We start from the raw sequence: 17,704 nt of genomic DNA on the forward strand, positions 1-17,704 counted from the left end.
GTGACCACGGGTCTAATTCCGAGTAAAACTATGTTTTGTGTGATCTATCGAAGTACTAAACGTGAGCAAACCTATTTATATGTCGAAAAAAGGGACGATTTCTCACGCGTTCCTGTCGAACTGATGGCAAGCTTCGGCACGCCGCAGATGACCATGCTTTTACCGCTCGACGGACGGAAAAAGCTTGCCGGTGCCGATCTGGAAAAAGTCAAACAGTCGCTGATTGATCAGGGCTATTATCTCCAACTTCCTCCTCCGACTGAGAATCTACTTAAGAAACACCTGGCGGAACAGGGGAATAAATCTGATTAACCCACCGAGGGGAAATAATGTACCAACATCATAACTGGCAGGGAGCATTACTGGATTATCCGGTAAGTAAAGTCGTTTGCGTGGGCAGCAATTATGCAAACCACATTAAGGAAATGGGCAGTGCAATGCCGGAAGAACCGGTGCTGTTTATTAAACCTGAGACGGCGCTATGCGATATCCGCCAGCCGTTGGTGCTCCCCGAAGGATTGGGTTCGGTGCATCACGAAGTTGAACTGGCGGTGCTGATTGGCAGCACGCTGCGTCAGGCGACGGAAGAGCACGTGCTAAAAGCGATTGCGGGCTACGGCGTGGCGCTGGATCTTACCCTGCGCGATCTGCAGGGTAAGATGAAAAAAGCCGGCCAGCCGTGGGAAAAAGCCAAGGGCTTTGATAATTCTTGCCCGGTTTCCGGTTTTATTCCGGCGGCAGAATTTCATAGCGACCCGCAAAATACGCCGCTGAGCCTGAAAGTGAACGGCGATGTTCGCCAGCAGGGAACGACGGCCGATATGATCCATAAAATCGTTCCGCTGATTGCCTATATGTCGCGTTTCTTTACGCTCAAAGCCGGCGATATCATCCTGACCGGCACGCCAGAAGGCGTCGGGCCGCTGAGTAGCGGCGATGAGCTGGAAGTCGGCTTTAATGGTCTGACGCTCTCCACCCGCGTACTGTAACGTCCTTTTGCCGCCTTTGCGGGCGGCAAAACTTGCATCAGCGTGCCAGACTGGTTATAAGGTGCACCCTGAATGGCAATGACGGACATCCCCTATGAGCGAACAACTTTTCTGGCAGCAAAAAACACTTGATGAAATGACCGACGCGGAGTGGGAATCACTGTGCGACGGCTGCGGACAGTGCTGCCTGCATAAGCTGATGGATGAGGATACGGATGAGATCTATTTCACCAACGTCGCCTGTCGTCAGTTAAATATTAAAACCTGCCAGTGCCGGAACTATGAGCGACGTTTCGAGTATGAGCCGGACTGCATCAAGCTGACCCGCGATAATCTGCCAACGTTCGAATGGCTGCCGCCGACCTGCGCCTATCGCCTGCTGGCGGAAGGGAAGCCTCTGCCGCACTGGCACCCGCTGCTCAGCGGCTCGAAAGCGGCGATGCATGGCGAACGCATCTCCGTACGCCATATTGCGGTTAAAGAAGAGACGGTGCGCGACTGGCAGGATCATATCCTCAATAAGCCCGACTGGGCGCAGTAAAGCGTTACCGCTTGCTAACGTTTGCTAAAACCCGCCGCGAGGCGGGTTTTGTGTTTCAGGCTCTCTGAGCGGCGGGGTCAGGCTTTCTTAGCGTGAAACAGGCCGTTTTCGCCATGGCTCTCTTCTTCAACCCAGAAGTTGATATTGAACTGGGCATCATCGCTCATCTCGATGCGGTGCCAGTACTGCGGCGGGCTGGTGGCAAACTGGCCGGCGTTAATCACCACTTTGACTTCCGGTTCGCTTGCCTGTTCGTCAGCAAAGCCATAATAGGTGACGGTTCCTTCCATCACGCACAGCTGGCCGAAAACGCTGGCGGCGGTATTGTGGTGGCTGAGCAGGGCGGCGGGGACGTTCTGTTTGGTGAAAAATGGCGTGGAGCGTTTAACTTTCCAGTGAGCAGGAATACGCAGGTGTGACATCGTCGGCTCCTTAGTGGATACTTAAAAGATGTATTTAATATGCATCTTTTAAGGTGGCGTCGTCAATCGACAGGCAAAAAAAAACGCCCCTGAAGGAGCGTTTTTACTACCACGAACTTAGCGGCCGAAGAGATCGCGTTTTTTCGGTTTGAAAGGCTGGGCAATCAGCACCAGCAGCGCCACGATCAGATAGGCGGCGAAGATCCCCACCAGCCACTGCGGCATCTCCAGCGTCAGAAACTCCCACTGACGAACGGAGCAGTCGCCGCTGGCGACGAACATCTGCGGGATCCATTTATCCAGCGGGAGCCACGTCGGAAAGCGGGCGGCGAAATCGCAGGTCTGGAACGGGGAAGGGTGCAACTGAATCATGGTGTGTTCCCACGCCAGCTGCAGACCGCGCAGCGCGCTGTACAGCCAGATGACCAGCGCCACATAGCGTAACGGCGTTTTTGGCGCGATGGCTCCGACAATACCGGCGCCCATAATGCCTAATAATGCACAACGTTCATAAATACACATCACACAGGGTTGCAGCAACATCACGTGCTGGAACCACAGTGCGACTAATTCAAGGATAAAAGCGGTTAACGCCATCAGGAGCCAGGCTCCGCGTCCCCTCGAGCACTGGTTTAAATATCGCAACATAGTCATTTCCCTGGAACATGCTAAATCATGGCAGTGTAAACGAAAACCGAACCGACGCCAGCAGCAAGCCCGAAAATATTACGTAAAAGAATTTTGACCTTCCGCCGATCGGCGGCGGAAGGTCGCTTTCGTATTCAGGGGAGCAGCGGCGTTACGATCCACTGATGATCGAGCATCCACTGGGTAACAGGCATCAATGTGAATTCAACGCACAGCAGCCCCACCAGGGTCATGACGATGGTGTAGGGCAGCGCCATCCACACCATGCGGCCATAGGAAAGGCGAATCAGCGGCGCCAGCGCGGAGGTCAGCAGGAAAAGAAACGCTGCCTGGCCGTTAGGCGTGGCGACGGAAGGCAGGTTGGTGCCGGTATTGATCGCCACCGCCAGCAGTTCAAACTGCGGCAGGCTGATAACGCCGTTGTGCAGCGCCGTGCGGGCTTCGTTGATATACACCGTGCCGACGAAGACGTTGTCGGAAATCGACGACAGCAACCCGTTAAACAGATAGAACAACGACAGCTGGGCGTGCGGTGAGGCCTGGAGGACAAACTGAATCACCGGCGTAAACAGGTGCTGGTCGATGATCACCGCAACCACGGCGAAAAATACGGTCAGCAGGGCCGTGAACGGCAGCGCTTCGGTAAAGGCTTTACCAATGGCGTGTTCATCGGTGACGCCGGAAAAGGTGGTGGCCAGAATAATCACCGACAGGCCAATCAGCCCGACTTCAGCGAGGTGCATCGCCAGCGCGGTCACCAGCCAGATGCCGATAATCCCCTGAGCAATCAGCCGCAGGCGATCCTGACGGCTGCGCTGCTGGCGGCTGCGATCGTCGAACTCTTGTAACACTTTACGTACGGCTGGCGGCAACGGCTCGCCGTAGCCGAACCGTTTGGTTTTCTCCAGCAGCAGGCAGGTCAGCAGGCCGCAGATCATGACCGGTAGCGTCACCGGCGCCATCCGCAAAAAGAACTCGCCGAAGTGCCAGCCCGCCGCCTTGGCAATAATCAGGTTTTGCGGCTCGCCCACCATGGTCATCACGCCGCCCAGCGCCGTCCCGACGCCCGCATGCATCATCAGGCTGCGCAGAAAGCCGCGGAACTGTTCCAGCACTTCACGATAATGCTGGTCGATGTGGCTATCGTCGAGGATATCGTTATCATCCGGGCGCGCGGAGGCGACGCGGTGATAAATGCCGTAGAAGCCAACGGCGACGCTGATCACGACCGCCACAACGGTCAGCGCATCGAGGAAGGCGGAGAGGAAGGCCGCGGCGAGACAAAAAGAGAGCGACAGCAGCATCTTACTGCGAATCCCCAGCAGCAGGCGGGTAAAGATAAACAGCAGCAGCTGCTTCATAAAATAGATCCCCGCCACCATGAACATCAGCAGTAGGAGCACTTCCAGATTGCTGGCAATCTCTTCACGGACATGTTCCGGGCTGGTCATGCCGATCATCACCGCCTCAATCGCCAGCAGGCCTCCCGGCAGGAGCGGATAACACTTGAGCGCCATGGCGAGGGTAAAGATAAATTCCACCACCAGCATCCAGCCGGCAATAAACGGATTGAGGTGAAAAACCAGAGGGTTAACGATTAAAACAATGATGAGAGTGAGTTTATACCAGTCAGGGGACTGGCCAAGAAAATTGCGCCACAGAGCGCGGCCATAAGACATTTCCACGACAGACTTCCTTCCCGTCAAATTAATGACATAATTTTACGTGTAACTATTCACAAGATTACCAGTTGAGCAAAACGGGAAGCAACTTACTTCGCCCCGCGTTCGCGCAATGACGGAGAGAACGAAAAGTTGAAAATGAAACGCCGATCCCCTTTTAATTACTTCCTGACGCTATCTGCTCTATAGCGGCTCTGGTATGATGAGTGGAATATGCAACGCTGTGTAATGGAAATCTAATTATGGTCATTAAGGCGCAAAGCCCTGCGGGTTTCGCGGAAGAGTACATCATCGAGAGTATCTGGAATAATCGTTTTCCCCCAGGCACCATCCTCCCCGCCGAACGTGAACTTTCTGAACTCATTGGTGTAACCCGCACCACCTTACGCGAAGTGTTGCAACGTCTGGCCCGCGATGGTTGGTTGACGATTCAGCACGGCAAGCCGACGAAGGTGAATAATTTCTGGGAAACCTCCGGGCTGAATATTCTCGAAACTCTGGCGCGTCTTGATCATGACAGCGTTCCGCAGCTGATCGATAACCTGCTGTCGGTACGTACCAATATCTCGACCATCTTCATCCGCACCGCGTTCCGCCAGCATCCCGACAATGCGCTGGAAGTACTTGCCAGCGCGCGGGAAGTCGAAGATCACGCCGACGCGTTTGCCGAGCTGGATTACAACATTTTCCGCGGCCTGGCGTTCGCCTCCGGGAACCCGATTTACGGCCTGATCCTCAACGGAATGAAAGGGCTGTACACCCGCATCGGTCGTCACTATTTCGCCAACCCGGAAGCGCGCAGCCTGGCGCTGGGCTTCTATCATCAGCTGGCGAAAGTGTGCGAAGAGGGGCTGCACGAGAAGGTTTACGAGATTGTCCGTCGCTACGGCCACGACAGCGGCGAGATCTGGCACCGGATGCAGAAAACCATGTCGGGTGATTTAGTCATCGGCATGCGTTAAGGTATGTTGAGGTTATAAAAAATGCCCGGCAAGTGGACTGTCGGGCATTTTTTTATCGTTTTACAGCGCGTTCTGGCGCGGCGGGCTGCGCTCCAGCAGCTCGATACTGCCATCGGCATTTTGTTGTTCCAGCAGGATATCAAACCCCCACAGACGATGGACGTGCTTGAGCACTTCGCGACGCCCTTTATCCAGCGGGACGCGGTTGTGCGGCACATAGCGCAGCGTCAACGAGCGGTCACCGCGTAGATCGACGCTCCACACCTGAATATTCGGCTCAAGGTTGCTGAGGTTGTATTGGGCGGACAGCTTCGAGCGGATCTCCCGATACCCCTCCTCGTTATGGATAGCGGAGATCTCCAGGTAGTTGTTATGATCGTCATCCAGCACCGTAAAGAAGCGGAAATCGCGCATGACCTTCGGTGACAGGAACTGACTGATAAAACTCTCGTCTTTGAAATCACGCATCGCGAAATGCAGCGTTTCCAGCCAGTCAGAGCCGGCGATATCCGGGAACCAGTAGCGGTCTTCTTCGGTCGGCGACTGGCAAATACGCTTAATGTCCTGGAACATGGCGAAGCCCAGGGCGTACGGGTTAATCCCGTTATACCACTGGCTGTTATAGGGCGGCTGGAATACCACGTTGGTGTGGCTGTGCAGAAACTCCAGCATAAAGCGCTCCGTCACTTTCCCTTCGTCATAAAGGTGATTGAGGATCGTGTAATGCCAGAAGGTGGCCCACCCTTCGTTCATCACCTGGGTCTGCTTCTGCGGATAAAAATACTGGCTGACCTTGCGCACGATCCGCAGGATTTCGCGCTGCCACGGTTCCAGCAGCGGCGCGTTCTTCTCCATAAAGTACAGCAGGTTCTCCTGCGGCTCTGAAGGGTAGCGGCGGGCCGACTCAATGGTCTTCTCTTCTTCCCGCTTCGGCAGGGTGCGCCATAGCATATTCACCTGGCTTTGCAGATACTCTTCCCGGCTTTTCTGCCGCGCTTTCTCCTCCTGCAACGAGATTTTTTGCGGGCGTTTGTAGCGATCGACGCCGTAGTTCATCAGGGCATGACAGGAATCGAGGAGCTTCTCAACCTCATCAACGCCGTAGCGCTCTTCGCAGTCGGTAATGTATTTCCGGGCGAAAATCAGATAATCAATGATCGAGCTGGCGTCGGTCCAGCTGCGGAACAGATAGTTGTTTTTGAAAAAAGAGTTGTGACCGTAGCAGGCATGCGCCATGACCAGCGCCTGCATGGTGATCGTGTTCTCCTCCATCAGGTAGGCGATGCAGGGATTGGAGTTAATCACAATCTCATAGGCCAGCCCCTGCTGACCGTGCTTATACGCCTGCTCGGTTTCGATAAACTTTTTACCGAACGACCAGTGCGGGTAGTTGATGGGCATGCCGACGCTGGAGTAGGCATCCATCATCTGCTCGGAAGTAATGACTTCGATCTGGTGTGGATAGGTGTCGAGACGGTACAGCTTCGCTACCCGGTCAACCTCGGCAAGGTAGGTTTCCAGCAGTTCAAAAGTCCAGTCGGGTCCATCGCTTAAACGAGTGGTGTCCCTGTTCATGGAATCAATCGTAGCCATTAGCGCGCCCTCGTTGTAGGTGGCTCTCTCTGTACGGAAAGCCTCTCATCAAGCATAGAACAGGGGATGACAAACTGCGCCTCCCGACAATTTCTTTTCTTCGCGATTTCGCAATCTTAAAGGCCTTATTTGCCCAATGATGCAGAATACTATTCTGAGTAAAAATGAAGCGCAGCAGGAGATAGTAAATCTATAGGGTCAGTGCTGGTGCGGTTTGCTGTGAGTTAAGTCACCATAAATAAAGCGTATGTTGAATAATATTTTCAGCTGAGTTATCAATTTGTAATCAGATGATTGTTCTTTAACTATTACGGAGTCGCTATGCGAGTCGTCATACTGGGAAGTGGGGTAGTTGGGGTTGCGAGTGCATGGTATTTAAGCCAGGCGGGTCACGAAGTGACGGTTATCGACCGTCAACCCGGGGCGGCGGAAGAGACCAGTGCCGCTAACGCCGGGCAGATTTCCCCGGGCTATGCTGCGCCGTGGGCGGCGCCAGGCGTGCCGCTGAAGGCCATCAAATGGATGTTCCAGCGCCACGCGCCGCTGGCTATCGGTCTTGACGGGACTCAGTTCCAGTTGAAGTGGATGTGGCAAATGCTGCGCAACTGCGATACCCGCCATTATATGGAGAACAAAGGGCGGATGGTGCGTCTGGCGGAATACAGCCGCGACTGCCTGAAAGCGCTGCGTGAAAGCACCGGAATCCAGTATGAGGGCCGTCAGGGCGGCACATTGCAGCTGTTCCGTACTGAAAAACAGTATGAAAACGCCACCCGCGACATCGCCGTGCTGGAAGATGCCGGCGTTCCGTACCAGCTTCTGGAAGCGAAGCGTCTGCTGGAAGTGGAGCCCGCGCTGGCCGAGGTCAGCCATAAGCTGACCGGCGGTCTGCGTCTGCCCAACGATGAAACCGGCGATTGCCAGCTGTTTACCACGCGCCTGGCGGCGATGGCGGCGCAGGCGGGCGTCACCTTCCGCTTTAATACGCCGGTGGACGCGCTGCTGTATGAAGGCGAACAGATTGCCGGCGTGAAATGCGGCGCGGAAATCATCAAAGGCGATGCCTATGTGATGGCCTTTGGTTCTTACTCGACCGCGATGCTGAAAGGGCTGGTGGACATTCCGGTCTATCCGCTGAAGGGCTATTCGCTGACCATTCCGATTGCCGAAGAGGACGGCGCGCCGGTTTCGACTATTCTTGATGAAACCTACAAAATCGCCATTACCCGCTTTGACCAGCGCATCCGCGTGGGGGGGATGGCGGAAATCGTCGGCTTTAATAAAGATCTGCTGAAGCCACGCCGGGAAACCCTGGAGATGGTGGTCCGCGATCTGTTCCCGCGCGGCGGCCACGTCGAGCAGGCCACCTTCTGGACCGGGCTGCGCCCGATGACCCCGGACGGTACGCCGGTGGTGGGCCGTACAGCGTATAAGAATTTGTGGCTGAACACCGGGCACGGCACGCTGGGCTGGACCATGGCCTGCGGTTCCGGGCAGTTGCTCAGTGATTTGATCTCAGGCCGTACACCGGCCATTCCGTATGATGATCTGGCCGTCGCGCGCTATAGCCCCGGCTTTACTCCGGCACGCGCTCAGCATCTGCACGGCGTTCATAACTAAGGAGTCTTCATGTCCCGTCCTGTATTGGCCAGCATTGATTTGCCGGCCTTGCGGCAGAATTTGCAGATTGTCCGGCGTGCGGCCCCCGCCTCGCGCCTGTGGGCGGTGGTGAAAGCCAACGCCTATGGTCATGGCCTGTCGCGCGTCTGGAGCGCGCTGAGCGGCGCTGATGGCTTCGCGATGCTCAACCTTGAAGAGGCGATCCTGCTGCGTGAGCACGGCTGGAAAGGGCCAATTTTGATGCTGGAGGGTTTCTTCCACGCCGATGAGCTGGCGCTTTTCGATAAGTATCGCCTGACCACCAGCGTGCACAGTAACTGGCAGATTAAGGCGCTTCAGCAGGCAAAACTCCACGCGCCGCTGGATATCTACGTCAAGGTCAACAGCGGGATGAATCGCCTCGGCTTTATGCCGGATCGCATTCATACCGTCTGGCAGCAGCTGCGGGCGCTGAACAACGTCAGCGAAATGACGCTGATGTCGCATTTTGCCGATGCGGAAAATCCGCAGGGCATCATTGAGCCGATGCGCCGTATCGAGCAGGCGGCGGAAGGACTGGACTGCCGGCGCTCGCTCGCTAACTCAGCGGCGACGCTGTGGCATCCTGAAGCCCATTTTGACTGGGTGAGGCCGGGTATTGTGCTGTATGGCGCATCGCCTTCCGGCCAATGGCAGGATATCGCCAATAGCGGCCTCAAGCCGGTAATGACGCTCAGCAGCGAAATCATCGCCGTGCAGAACCTGAGGGCGGGAGAGGCGGTGGGCTACGGCGGCCTGTATCGGGCATCCGGCGAACAGCGCATAGGGATTGTGGCCTGCGGTTACGCCGACGGCTATCCGCGCGTGGCGCCGGACGGTACGCCGGTGTTGGTTGACGGTGTTCGGACCCGCACGGTGGGCCGGGTTTCGATGGATATGCTGGCGGTCGATTTAACGCCTTGCCCTCAGGCCGGGATCGGTGCGCCGGTGGAGCTGTGGGGCAAAGAGATCAAAATTGACGATGTCGCCAGCGTCTGCGGCACCGTCGGCTATGAGCTGATGTGCGCGCTGGCGCCCCGCGTTCCGGTGGTGACCGGGTAACGTGCCTGAACGGCGCCATTCGCCGCACTTATGAGCCAGAATTTCAGTAAGTTACTGGGATTCTGGTTTTCCGCTTACGCTCGTCAGCAAAACCGACGCCGTTGTAAGCCGGGGAAATACCCGCGTCAGCCGTGCGTTGGCGGCGCGGGCCCGCTGCTCATCCTCGTCCTGCACGCCCCGGCCCGACCGCCGCAGGCCTGCCCGCAATACAACGTGCCGCTTGATAGCCACCTGGCGCCTTGATTCGATGTTGTTGCCTGCTACGATCTGCTTAGCGCAGGCTGGCATCGCCATAAGCACGGATGGTCCGAACATGACGCACTTCAAACCCGGAGATACGGTGTTCGACGGGACGGGGCCCTCCAGCGTGCCCGACAGATTTGGCAATATCAATACCGCCCCTCCCGGTGGTGGCGCGGTCATCGACGGTCGTCATAAGCGCAGACAATAAAAATCAGCAACCGACTACTTCTGGAAACAACGTCCATCACATGACTACAATGCCCCGGCGAGCCAACGGTCGTTATGTACAGAACACAACACGGACAGCGATATGCCAATGATGAGATTTACCCGCCCCCTGATTAACGCTGGTTTAAAAATGGCCTCGCTGGGGAAAAAAATAGCGATTGGCCTGCTTATCGTTATTACCGTTTTTATTGCCGGGCGTATTTACGAAACGCAGCGAGGGCCTGCACTGCATCCGTGGCATACCTGGTCTGCCGATGAAATGTCGGCAGCAGAGATAGACCGCACAACCTTCGCTGGCTATCTGGGGCGAGAAGAGGCGATTTTTCGCGAGATGAAACTTGAGCTGATCGATACGCTTCCTGACGATCAAAAAACGCCGCTTAATCGTTTTTATGCCCAAAGTCAGGTCTACCCGCAACAGTTTCAGCCTGACTGGAATCGCTCCTTTGTGCTACTGCCGGAGGGAACGCCGCGCGGCGCCGCGGTGTTGCTTCATGGCTTGACGGACTCGCCGTACAGCGTGCGCTATCTGGCAAAAGCCTACCAGCAGCAGGGGTTCGTTGCCGTGGTACCGAGGCTGCCGGGGCACGGTACAGCGCCGGGTTCGCTGACCGCCGTTGACTGGCAGCAGTGGATGGCGACCACGCGACTGGCGGTACGCGAAGCGACCCGACTGGCCGGGGCGAACGTCCCGCTGCATGTTATCGGCTATTCCAACGGCGGCGCGCTGGCGCTGAAATATGCGCTCGACGCGCTGGATGATAAGGCCTTGCCTCCGCCGCAGCAGATAGTCCTGCTGTCGCCGATGATTGGGGTGACCGCGTTTGCCCGCTTTGCCGGACTGACGGGATTACCGGCGGTGTTTCCTGCTTTTGCCCGGGCGGCATGGCTGAACGTGGTGCCCGAGTTTAATCCTTATAAATACAACTCATTTCCGGTGAAGGCGGCCCGACAGTCGTGGTTGTTAACCCAGGCGCTGCAGGCGAAAATTGTCCAGGATTCCCGCAGCCAGCGGCTCGCTGCGCTTGCTCCGGTGCTGACTTTTCAGTCGGTGATGGACTCCACGGTCAGCACCCGGGCCGTGGTGGATTCGCTGTATCGCTATTTGCCGGACAACGGCAGTGAACTGGTGATTTTTGATATCAACCAGGCGGCGAATTTACGCGCGCTGTTTCGGCCTGCGGTCTACTCTGCGCTCAGCACGCTATTGCCGCCAGCGCCGCGCCGCTATCGCACAACGGTGATTACTAATGCTTCGCCTACCACCTACGAGACCGTCGCACGTACCACGCCAGCAGGCGCGCAAGAGGAGCAGGTGACGCGGCTGAACATTGCATGGCCGCAGGATATGTATTCGCTCTCGCACGTCGCGGTGCCATTCCCGATGAACGACTCCCTGTACGGTCGCGAGCCGACGGAGAAGAACCGTTACGGTATTAGTATCGGCACCATTTCGCTACGCGGAGAGACTTCAACCCTCAGCGTAGGGCTGGATACGCTGATGCGCGTCACCTCCAACCCGTTCTTCCCGTTTATGATGGACCGTATTCAGCAACATATTCGCGGCGCTTTCCCGCCTTCCCCCGAATCGGGATTATAATGCAGAGGACATTCTGTTATTTCCCGGCCGGCAACGATATACCTGTCATAAGGGACGCCTGTTAGCCGCAAAAATGGCGGCGGTGATATTTGCAAAGGGTGTTTATTCTTCCCGGACGAAATCGTTACCGGTGATTTTTTAAGGAAAAATCTATGCAACATTGTCGGCTGATAGTGTGGGCAACCCTGGTGATTTTCGCCACTGCGGTACAGGCTGAAGACCATGTTTACGGCGAACAGCGCATCAGCGGCTGGTGGAACTGGCTCAAAAACGATGTTTCGCAAACCTGGAATCAGCCGCAAAATTATGACCTGTATCTGCCGTTTCTTAGCTGGCACAACCGTTTAACCTACGATAAAGAGAAAACGGATAACTACAACGAGATGCCCTGGGGCGGCGGCTTCGGTCTCTCTCGCTATCACGATGACGGCGACTGGAGCTCGCTGTACGCCATGATGTTTAAGGATTCGCATAACAAGTGGCAGCCGATCGTTGGCTACGGCTGGGAGAAGGGCTGGTATCTGGATAGCCGCCAGGATTTCCGCCTTGGCCTTGGCGTGACCGCCGGGATCACCGCCCGCGATGATTTCGCCAATTACGTGCCCTTACCGATTATTCTTCCCTTGTTTTCCGCGAGCTATCGGCGACTTAGCGTACAGTTCACCTATATTCCCGGCACCTACAATAACGGTAACGTCCTGTTTGCCTGGCTGCGCTATGGTTTTTAAACCCGGCGTCAGGCCGGGCGCCGGTGATTTAAAGGGTGATCACTTTTTTAGCGACGGAGTTGGATAACGCCAGCATTGAAATCAATACCGAGACGATAAACGTCAGGGCAATCAGCATTAATTTTGTGCTCAGCGAACCGATTGGGATAAGGGTGCTCAGGAGATGAAAAATGGAGTAATGGAGGATATAAACCCCGGTCATCGTTTTGCTGATTGCCGCCAGAATACTCTCTTTAAACTCGCTGTTTTTTCGGAAACGGACGCCGTTGGCCGCAATAACCAGCGCGACCACCAGAATATAAATTTGCGAACCGGTGAGAATGAATGCATTTCTGTCGGCCTTGAACAGAGCGAAAAAGAAATGGCGCTCGTAAAACCAGGTGAAAAGATAAATAAAGGGTATCGCAAACATCGCGGCTTTGACCACCTTATCGCGATTAAGCCAGCGCACCACCAGCGGGTCGCTAAACAGCTGACCGGTTAAATAGAACAACAGCCAGGTCCACAGGCGATACTGCGGCGCCAGCGTCAGCGCATGCACGTTGGGATAGAGGGCTGCCAGCAGGTCGTAACCATAGGAGAAAAGCAGCAATACAAACACCACGCTAAAGAAGATCCTTCTGCGCTGGCTTAGCCACTCGATCAGCGGGTGGAAGGTATAAATCACAATAAAGGCGAAGACAAACCACGGCTGGATAAGATAGCCGCGCTGGTAAGGTTCCCAGAGATAGTAAATCGTCATCCAGAAAAGAAAGACGATCACCACGCTTTTAATTTTCCCCATCTGCCAGCTCGTACTATGCCGGGACTGGGCATCGAGATAGCCGGCCACCACAAAAAACAGCGGCGTGGCGATGGTCGAGATAAACGTCAGAAAGCCGAGGATCCAGTGGTAATCGTAATCATACCGATCCCAGGTGTTATAGATGGTAAAGAACGTTACCGCCGTCATGCATCCCAGCGTTTTAATAATATTTAACCCGGTGGTGTTCATTGTGGTTGCTGCATATCCTTAGGGTGGAAACAGGCGTAAATAACCGGAAGAACCAGTAGCGTCAGAATGGTCGCAAAACCCAGCCCGAACATGATAACCACCGCCATACTCTGGAAGAAGACGTCCAGCAACAGCGGCGCCAGCCCGAGCACGGTGGTGAAGGCCGTGAGCAGTATAGGGCGTAAGCGCGAGGTTGCCGCATAGATAATCGCCTCGTGCTGCGGTTTTTCCTGTTTTTGTTGTTCAATCTCTTCGACCAGCACGATGCCGTTACGGATAAGCATGCCGCTCAGGCTGAGTAAACCGATAAGCGCCATAAAGCCGAAGGGGATGCCGGTAATTAAAAAGCCCGGGGTCACGCCAATCAGCGCCAGCGGCACGGTCAGCCAGATGGCGACCGCATTTTTCAGCGAGCTGAACATCAGGACGGTGATGACGAACATCACCAGATAGCCCAATGGCAGGGTGGTGAACAGCCCCTGCTGCGCTTCGCTGGAGTTCTCCGCGTCGCCTCCCCACTCAATGCTGTAGCCGTGCGGCAGGCTGAGCGCGTTAATCTGCGGCTGGACCCGCGCCAGAATATCGCCCGGGGTTTGATTGCTCAGCGGGTCGGGGTCGGTCATCACCGTGAGCACGCGACTGCGGTCGCGGCGCAGAATTAACGGGTCTTCCCATTCGAGGTTAAAGCCGCTGACCACGTTGCTCAGCGGAATGTACTGCTGACGGCTTTGGCTCCACACCAGCACGTTTTTCAGATGGTTGGCATCCTGACGTTCGGCGGCCGGCGGGCGCACCACCACCGGCAGCAGATCGGCGCCTTCGCGGTACAACCCGGCGCGGCTACCGCTGAAATTCATCTGCAGCGCACTGTCGATATCTTGCTTATCCACCCCCAGCTCGCGCCCCAGGGTCGGGGAATACTGCGGGCGGATCGTTTTACTACGGTTTTGCCAGTCGTTGCGCACGCTACCGACGGCCGGATCCGCCGTGAGGATAGTGCTTACCTGGCTGGCTATCAGCCGTAATCTGTCGGGATCGGGGCCTTTAATTCGCACCTCGATGGCGCTGTCGCCGGATGGACCAAACATCACCCGCTTGCTGCTGGCATTCACCTGCGGATAGTGGCGCGCAATATAGGCATCCACGTGGCGAGTGAGGGCGTCAATACTACGCTGGTCGTCCATGCGCACCATGATCTGCGCATAGTTGCTGTACTGGCGCTGGCCGCTATAGGTGAGGATAAAGCGCATGCTGCCCTGACCGACGGTCGCCACGGTGGTGACGACGCCGGGCTGGCCGTTAATCGCGGTTTCGATATCGCTGGCCATTTTTTCCGTGGAGGCAATGTCGGTGCCGTAGGGTAGCCACAGATCAACAAAGAAGATCGGCGTATTGGATGACGGGAAAAAGTTCTGCCGCACCGAGCCAAATCCCCAGACTGCACCGGCCAGTAGCGCGGCCATCACCACGAGGGTGACGGTTTTTTTGCCGCAACAGAGCGTTGAGGATCCGCTGATAGCTGCGGTAAAAGCGTCCGCGGTAAGGATCGGCCTCAGCGGCCGGCGGCGGGGAGGCGGCGCCTTTAAACAGCCACCATTTGATCAGCACCGGGGTAATGGTGAGCGCCGAGAACCAGCTGAGCATCAGGGAGATTAACAGCACCTGGAACAGCGATTTACAATACTCCCCCGTCGAGTCCTGCGACAGGCCGATGGGCGCGAAGGCGAGGATCGCAATCACCGTTGCCCCCAGCAGGGGCAGGGCGGAACGGCGGATAACGTAGTTGATGGCGGTCAGCAGCGTTGACCCCTGCTGACGGGCAATCAGCACCCCTTCGACAATCACGATGGCATTATCGACCAGCATGCTAAGGGCGATAATGAGCGCCCCCAGCGAGATCCGCTGTAGCTCAATACCCCACAGATACATAATCAGCAGCGTGCCCAGCACGTTGAGGGCCAGCGAGAACGCGATAATAATGCCGCTGCGCACGCCCATAAAGATCAGCAGCACGCCGACAACAATGGCCAGCGCCATTAAAAAATTAGTGATAAAGCCGTTAACCGAGTGGCCAACTTCAGCCGCCTGATCGTAGAACAGATCGAGGTGAATCCCGGCGGGTTTTTCCGCCGACATTTGTTCCAGCTTTGCCTCCAGCGCATGGCCAACATCGATGACGTTGACGCCGGGAATGAACGAGACGCCCATCGTCACCGCCTGGCGGCCGTTGGCGTGGTAGATGCTGGACGGGGATTCGCTCAGCCCGCGCGAGATGGTGGCAATATCCCGCAGCCGGGTCGCCGCTCCCGTACCGTGCGGGTTGATCGGCAGGTCGCCCAGTTCGTCGATATTCTCAAACTCCCCGGTCGGATGCAGGCGAATGGACTCGCTGCCGGATGTTATCTCTCCGGCGCTGGAAACGACGTTCAGGCGGCTGAGAAGAGCGGAAAGCTGGTTAAGCGTGATGCCGCGGGCCGCCATTTTAGGCAGCGAGATATCAATGTTAATTTGCTGCGGGATCGCTCCGCCGATGGCTACCTTGCCGACGCCGGGCACCAGCACCAGCTCCCGGCGCAGCTGCTCGGCATAGCGGACCAGCTCAGGATTGGTAAAACTGTCGCCGGAAATGGCAAAGAAGAAGCCAAACACGTCGCCGAAATCATCGTTCACGAAGGGGGAAACCACGCCCGGCGGAAAGAGGCGGGCCGCATCACCCACCCGGCGCCGCAGCTCGTCCCAGATTTGCGGCAGCTCGTTGGAGTGGTAATTCGAGGCGATATTCACCGTAATCTGCGACAGCCCGTTGGACGAAATAGAGCTGACGTTATCCAGGTAGGGCAGCTGTTGCAGGGCGTTTTCCAGCGGCAGGGTGACCTCTTCCTCGACCTGTTGCGCCGATGCGCCAGGGTAGTGGGTAATGACCACCGCCGTTTTAATGGTAAAGGCCGGATCTTCCAGACGGCCGATATTGAGCAGGGCGAAAATACCGCCAATGCCCAGCAGCAGAATAGTGAGCCAGACGCGCACGGGATTATTAATAAACTGGCGAGAGATATCCATTACAGGCCTCGTTCACGCGTCCAGATTCGAACCGGCTGTTGGGCATGCAGTTCGCTGACGCCAGCCGCCACAACGCGCTCGCCGGCGCTGAGACCGTCGGTAATAACCACCCCCTGGGTTGTCACCTGCCCGACGCTCACTTTGCGATCCTCAAGATGCAGCTGCTCGCCATCGCCTTTAATCACCCACACGTGCGGCTCGTTGCGCGGATGATTATCGGGATTGAACACCGCCTCAACCGGCACCACCAGCGCTTCACGACCGGCGTTAGCGGGCAGATTTGCCAGATTCACCGTCACGGTGCCGCTGACGCCGCCCACCGCAGGGAAATCAGCCGGGCGCGGCATGGTCAAAATCACCTGCCAGGTGAGCGTGCTATTGTCGCTGCTGCCGGAATGCTCTTTGTACTGGGCGGTGAACTGGCGGTCTGGCAGGGCGTTGATTTTCACTATCGGGCGGTACTGCGCGTTGCGAATATCAAAGGCGCTAAACAGGTTTTCCGGAATACTGAAGACCACATCGAGGAGATCGGTACGCGTCAGGGTCACAATGGTCTGGCCGGCGGCGACCACCTGGTGATTGCGAACCGGCACGCTGGCCGCTACCCCGCTGAACGGCGCGTTGAGCGTCATCTGGTCGAGTTCTTCGCGGGCAATTTTCAACGCCGCATTTGCCGAGTCGCGGCTGGCGCGCTGGATGTCCATTTCGGCTTTCGAAATAGCCTGGCGGCCGGCCAGGGTCTGGAAGCGATCGAACTGCCGCTGCGCGAGCGTGGCGGCAGTTTGTCGTTCATTGACGCGCTGCTGGGCTTCCCGGGCGTTAAGGCGGGCGAGGACCTGTCCTTGCGTAATGTTCGCACCCTGACGAACGTCGAGCGATTCAACCTGGCCACCGCGTTTAAAAGACAGATCCGTCGAATCCCCGGATTCGATGCGTGCAGGAAAAATACGTTGCTGTGAATCACCGACGGCGGTCACCTCCACCGCTTTAACCATCCGCGGCAGCGGCGTGACCTGAGGTGCTTTCTGATCGCAAGCTGTTGTTATTAAAATAACAACAGGAATGAGAGAAAAATAACGCTTCACTGTATTCCCCTCAGAGTGAATAGATTTATTTTACATGTTTGTTACAAGCGCCATGATTATTCAGCCAACGCGGAGACAACGACATAAGTGAATAAACCTGTCGCCGTACAGGCAATGATTGCCAGGGCGATAAACAGGCTCAGACGAACCAGACTATAGCCAAACATCGCTCCTCCTTTAGTACTGGATATATAGTAAGTAAATTCTCATATGCCTAATTATGGAGTGG

The 17,704-nt window shown here is 56.3% G+C and carries 16 protein-coding genes and 1 pseudogene; 9 read left to right on the forward strand and 8 right to left on the reverse strand.

Going from position 1 to position 17,704, the window contains the following annotated elements:
- The first annotated feature begins 30 nt into the window (after nucleotides 1-30).
- The 3 genes from DSD31_RS09645 to DSD31_RS09655 all read left to right on the forward strand — a co-directional run bounded on the left by DSD31_RS09645 (nucleotide 31) and on the right by DSD31_RS09655 (nucleotide 1,530).
- Nucleotides 31-312, forward strand: a complete 282-nt coding sequence (locus DSD31_RS09645) for a YcgL domain-containing protein (protein WP_004863862.1) — start codon at nucleotides 31-33, stop codon at nucleotides 310-312.
- A 17-nt stretch (nucleotides 313-329) separates the two neighbouring features.
- Nucleotides 330-989 carry a fumarylacetoacetate hydrolase family protein gene (locus DSD31_RS09650; protein WP_004863860.1) on the forward strand — a complete coding sequence of 220 codons (660 nt, stop codon included), beginning with the start codon at nucleotides 330-332 and terminating at the stop codon, nucleotides 987-989.
- Nucleotides 990-1,083: 94 nt separating this feature from the next.
- The gene (locus DSD31_RS09655; protein WP_004863857.1) at nucleotides 1,084-1,530 is read left to right on the forward strand and encodes a YcgN family cysteine cluster protein; all 447 of its coding nucleotides are present in this window, start codon (nucleotides 1,084-1,086) and stop codon (nucleotides 1,528-1,530) included.
- 77 nt (nucleotides 1,531-1,607) lie between these two features.
- Here DSD31_RS09655 and DSD31_RS09660 read toward each other — a convergent pair whose 3' ends face one another.
- The 3 genes from DSD31_RS09660 to nhaB all read right to left on the reverse strand — a co-directional run bounded on the left by DSD31_RS09660 (nucleotide 1,608) and on the right by nhaB (nucleotide 4,285).
- Nucleotides 1,608-1,952, reverse strand: a complete 345-nt coding sequence (locus tag DSD31_RS09660) for a TehB family protein (RefSeq protein ID WP_113991005.1) — start codon at nucleotides 1,950-1,952, stop codon at nucleotides 1,608-1,610.
- 117 nt (nucleotides 1,953-2,069) lie between these two features.
- Nucleotides 2,070-2,600, reverse strand: a complete 531-nt coding sequence (gene dsbB / locus DSD31_RS09665) for a disulfide bond formation protein DsbB (RefSeq protein WP_004863849.1) — start codon at nucleotides 2,598-2,600, stop codon at nucleotides 2,070-2,072.
- Nucleotides 2,601-2,734: 134 nt separating this feature from the next.
- The gene (gene nhaB / locus DSD31_RS09670) at nucleotides 2,735-4,285 is read right to left on the reverse strand and encodes a sodium/proton antiporter NhaB (RefSeq protein WP_004863846.1); all 1,551 of its coding nucleotides are present in this window, start codon (nucleotides 4,283-4,285) and stop codon (nucleotides 2,735-2,737) included.
- 239 nt (nucleotides 4,286-4,524) lie between these two features.
- Here nhaB and fadR point away from each other — a divergent pair, with 239 nt between their 5' ends.
- The gene (gene fadR / locus DSD31_RS09675) at nucleotides 4,525-5,244 is read left to right on the forward strand and encodes a fatty acid metabolism transcriptional regulator FadR (protein WP_004863845.1); all 720 of its coding nucleotides are present in this window, start codon (nucleotides 4,525-4,527) and stop codon (nucleotides 5,242-5,244) included.
- Nucleotides 5,245-5,304: 60 nt separating this feature from the next.
- On the opposite strand, the gene DSD31_RS09680 is transcribed toward fadR, so the two are convergent.
- Nucleotides 5,305-6,837 carry a SpoVR family protein gene (locus DSD31_RS09680; protein WP_004863842.1) on the reverse strand — a complete coding sequence of 511 codons (1,533 nt, stop codon included), beginning with the start codon at nucleotides 6,835-6,837 and terminating at the stop codon, nucleotides 5,305-5,307.
- 321 nt (nucleotides 6,838-7,158) lie between these two features.
- Between DSD31_RS09680 and DSD31_RS09685 the strand changes: the two genes are divergently transcribed.
- From DSD31_RS09685 to DSD31_RS09695, 3 genes are read left to right on the forward strand one after another with little or no spacing between them, the layout of a single operon-like run.
- The gene (locus tag DSD31_RS09685) at nucleotides 7,159-8,457 is read left to right on the forward strand and encodes a D-amino acid dehydrogenase (RefSeq protein ID WP_004863841.1); all 1,299 of its coding nucleotides are present in this window, start codon (nucleotides 7,159-7,161) and stop codon (nucleotides 8,455-8,457) included.
- A gap of 9 nt (nucleotides 8,458-8,466) precedes the next feature.
- Nucleotides 8,467-9,537, forward strand: a complete 1,071-nt coding sequence (gene dadX, locus DSD31_RS09690) for a catabolic alanine racemase DadX (RefSeq protein ID WP_004863837.1) — start codon at nucleotides 8,467-8,469, stop codon at nucleotides 9,535-9,537.
- 30 nt (nucleotides 9,538-9,567) lie between these two features.
- Nucleotides 9,568-9,780 carry a hypothetical protein gene (locus tag DSD31_RS09695; protein ID WP_113991006.1) on the forward strand — a complete coding sequence of 71 codons (213 nt, stop codon included), beginning with the start codon at nucleotides 9,568-9,570 and terminating at the stop codon, nucleotides 9,778-9,780.
- A 28-nt stretch (nucleotides 9,781-9,808) separates the two neighbouring features.
- On the opposite strand, the gene DSD31_RS26155 is transcribed toward DSD31_RS09695, so the two are convergent.
- The gene (locus tag DSD31_RS26155) at nucleotides 9,809-9,973 is read right to left on the reverse strand and encodes a hypothetical protein (protein ID WP_162786316.1); all 165 of its coding nucleotides are present in this window, start codon (nucleotides 9,971-9,973) and stop codon (nucleotides 9,809-9,811) included.
- A gap of 117 nt (nucleotides 9,974-10,090) precedes the next feature.
- On the opposite strand from DSD31_RS26155, the gene DSD31_RS09700 reads away from it, so the two are divergent.
- Nucleotides 10,091-11,608, forward strand: a complete 1,518-nt coding sequence (locus tag DSD31_RS09700; RefSeq protein ID WP_064356925.1) for an alpha/beta hydrolase — start codon at nucleotides 10,091-10,093, stop codon at nucleotides 11,606-11,608.
- Between the two features lie 152 nt (nucleotides 11,609-11,760).
- A complete protein-coding gene (gene pagP / locus DSD31_RS09705; protein ID WP_004863830.1) occupies nucleotides 11,761-12,336 on the forward strand; it encodes a lipid IV(A) palmitoyltransferase PagP in 576 nt (191 codons plus the stop codon).
- 28 nt (nucleotides 12,337-12,364) lie between these two features.
- Here pagP and DSD31_RS09710 read toward each other — a convergent pair whose 3' ends face one another.
- The 3 genes and pseudogenes from DSD31_RS09710 to DSD31_RS09720 all read right to left on the reverse strand — a co-directional run bounded on the left by DSD31_RS09710 (nucleotide 12,365) and on the right by DSD31_RS09720 (nucleotide 17,475).
- The gene (locus DSD31_RS09710) at nucleotides 12,365-13,288 is read right to left on the reverse strand and encodes an acyltransferase (RefSeq protein WP_160873329.1); all 924 of its coding nucleotides are present in this window, start codon (nucleotides 13,286-13,288) and stop codon (nucleotides 12,365-12,367) included.
- Nucleotides 13,289-13,326: 38 nt separating this feature from the next.
- Nucleotides 13,327-16,390 (reverse strand): annotated as a pseudogene (locus tag DSD31_RS09715) (efflux RND transporter permease subunit).
- A complete protein-coding gene (locus DSD31_RS09720; RefSeq protein ID WP_015584034.1) occupies nucleotides 16,390-17,475 on the reverse strand; it encodes an efflux RND transporter periplasmic adaptor subunit in 1,086 nt (361 codons plus the stop codon). Before DSD31_RS09720 ends, DSD31_RS09715 begins: the two are co-directional and overlap by 1 nt.
- Nucleotides 17,476-17,704: the final 229 nt, after the last annotated feature.

The sequence above is a fragment of the Klebsiella sp. X13 genome, assembly GCF_003323835.1.
GTDB lineage: Bacteria > Pseudomonadota > Gammaproteobacteria > Enterobacterales > Enterobacteriaceae > Klebsiella > Klebsiella ornithinolytica.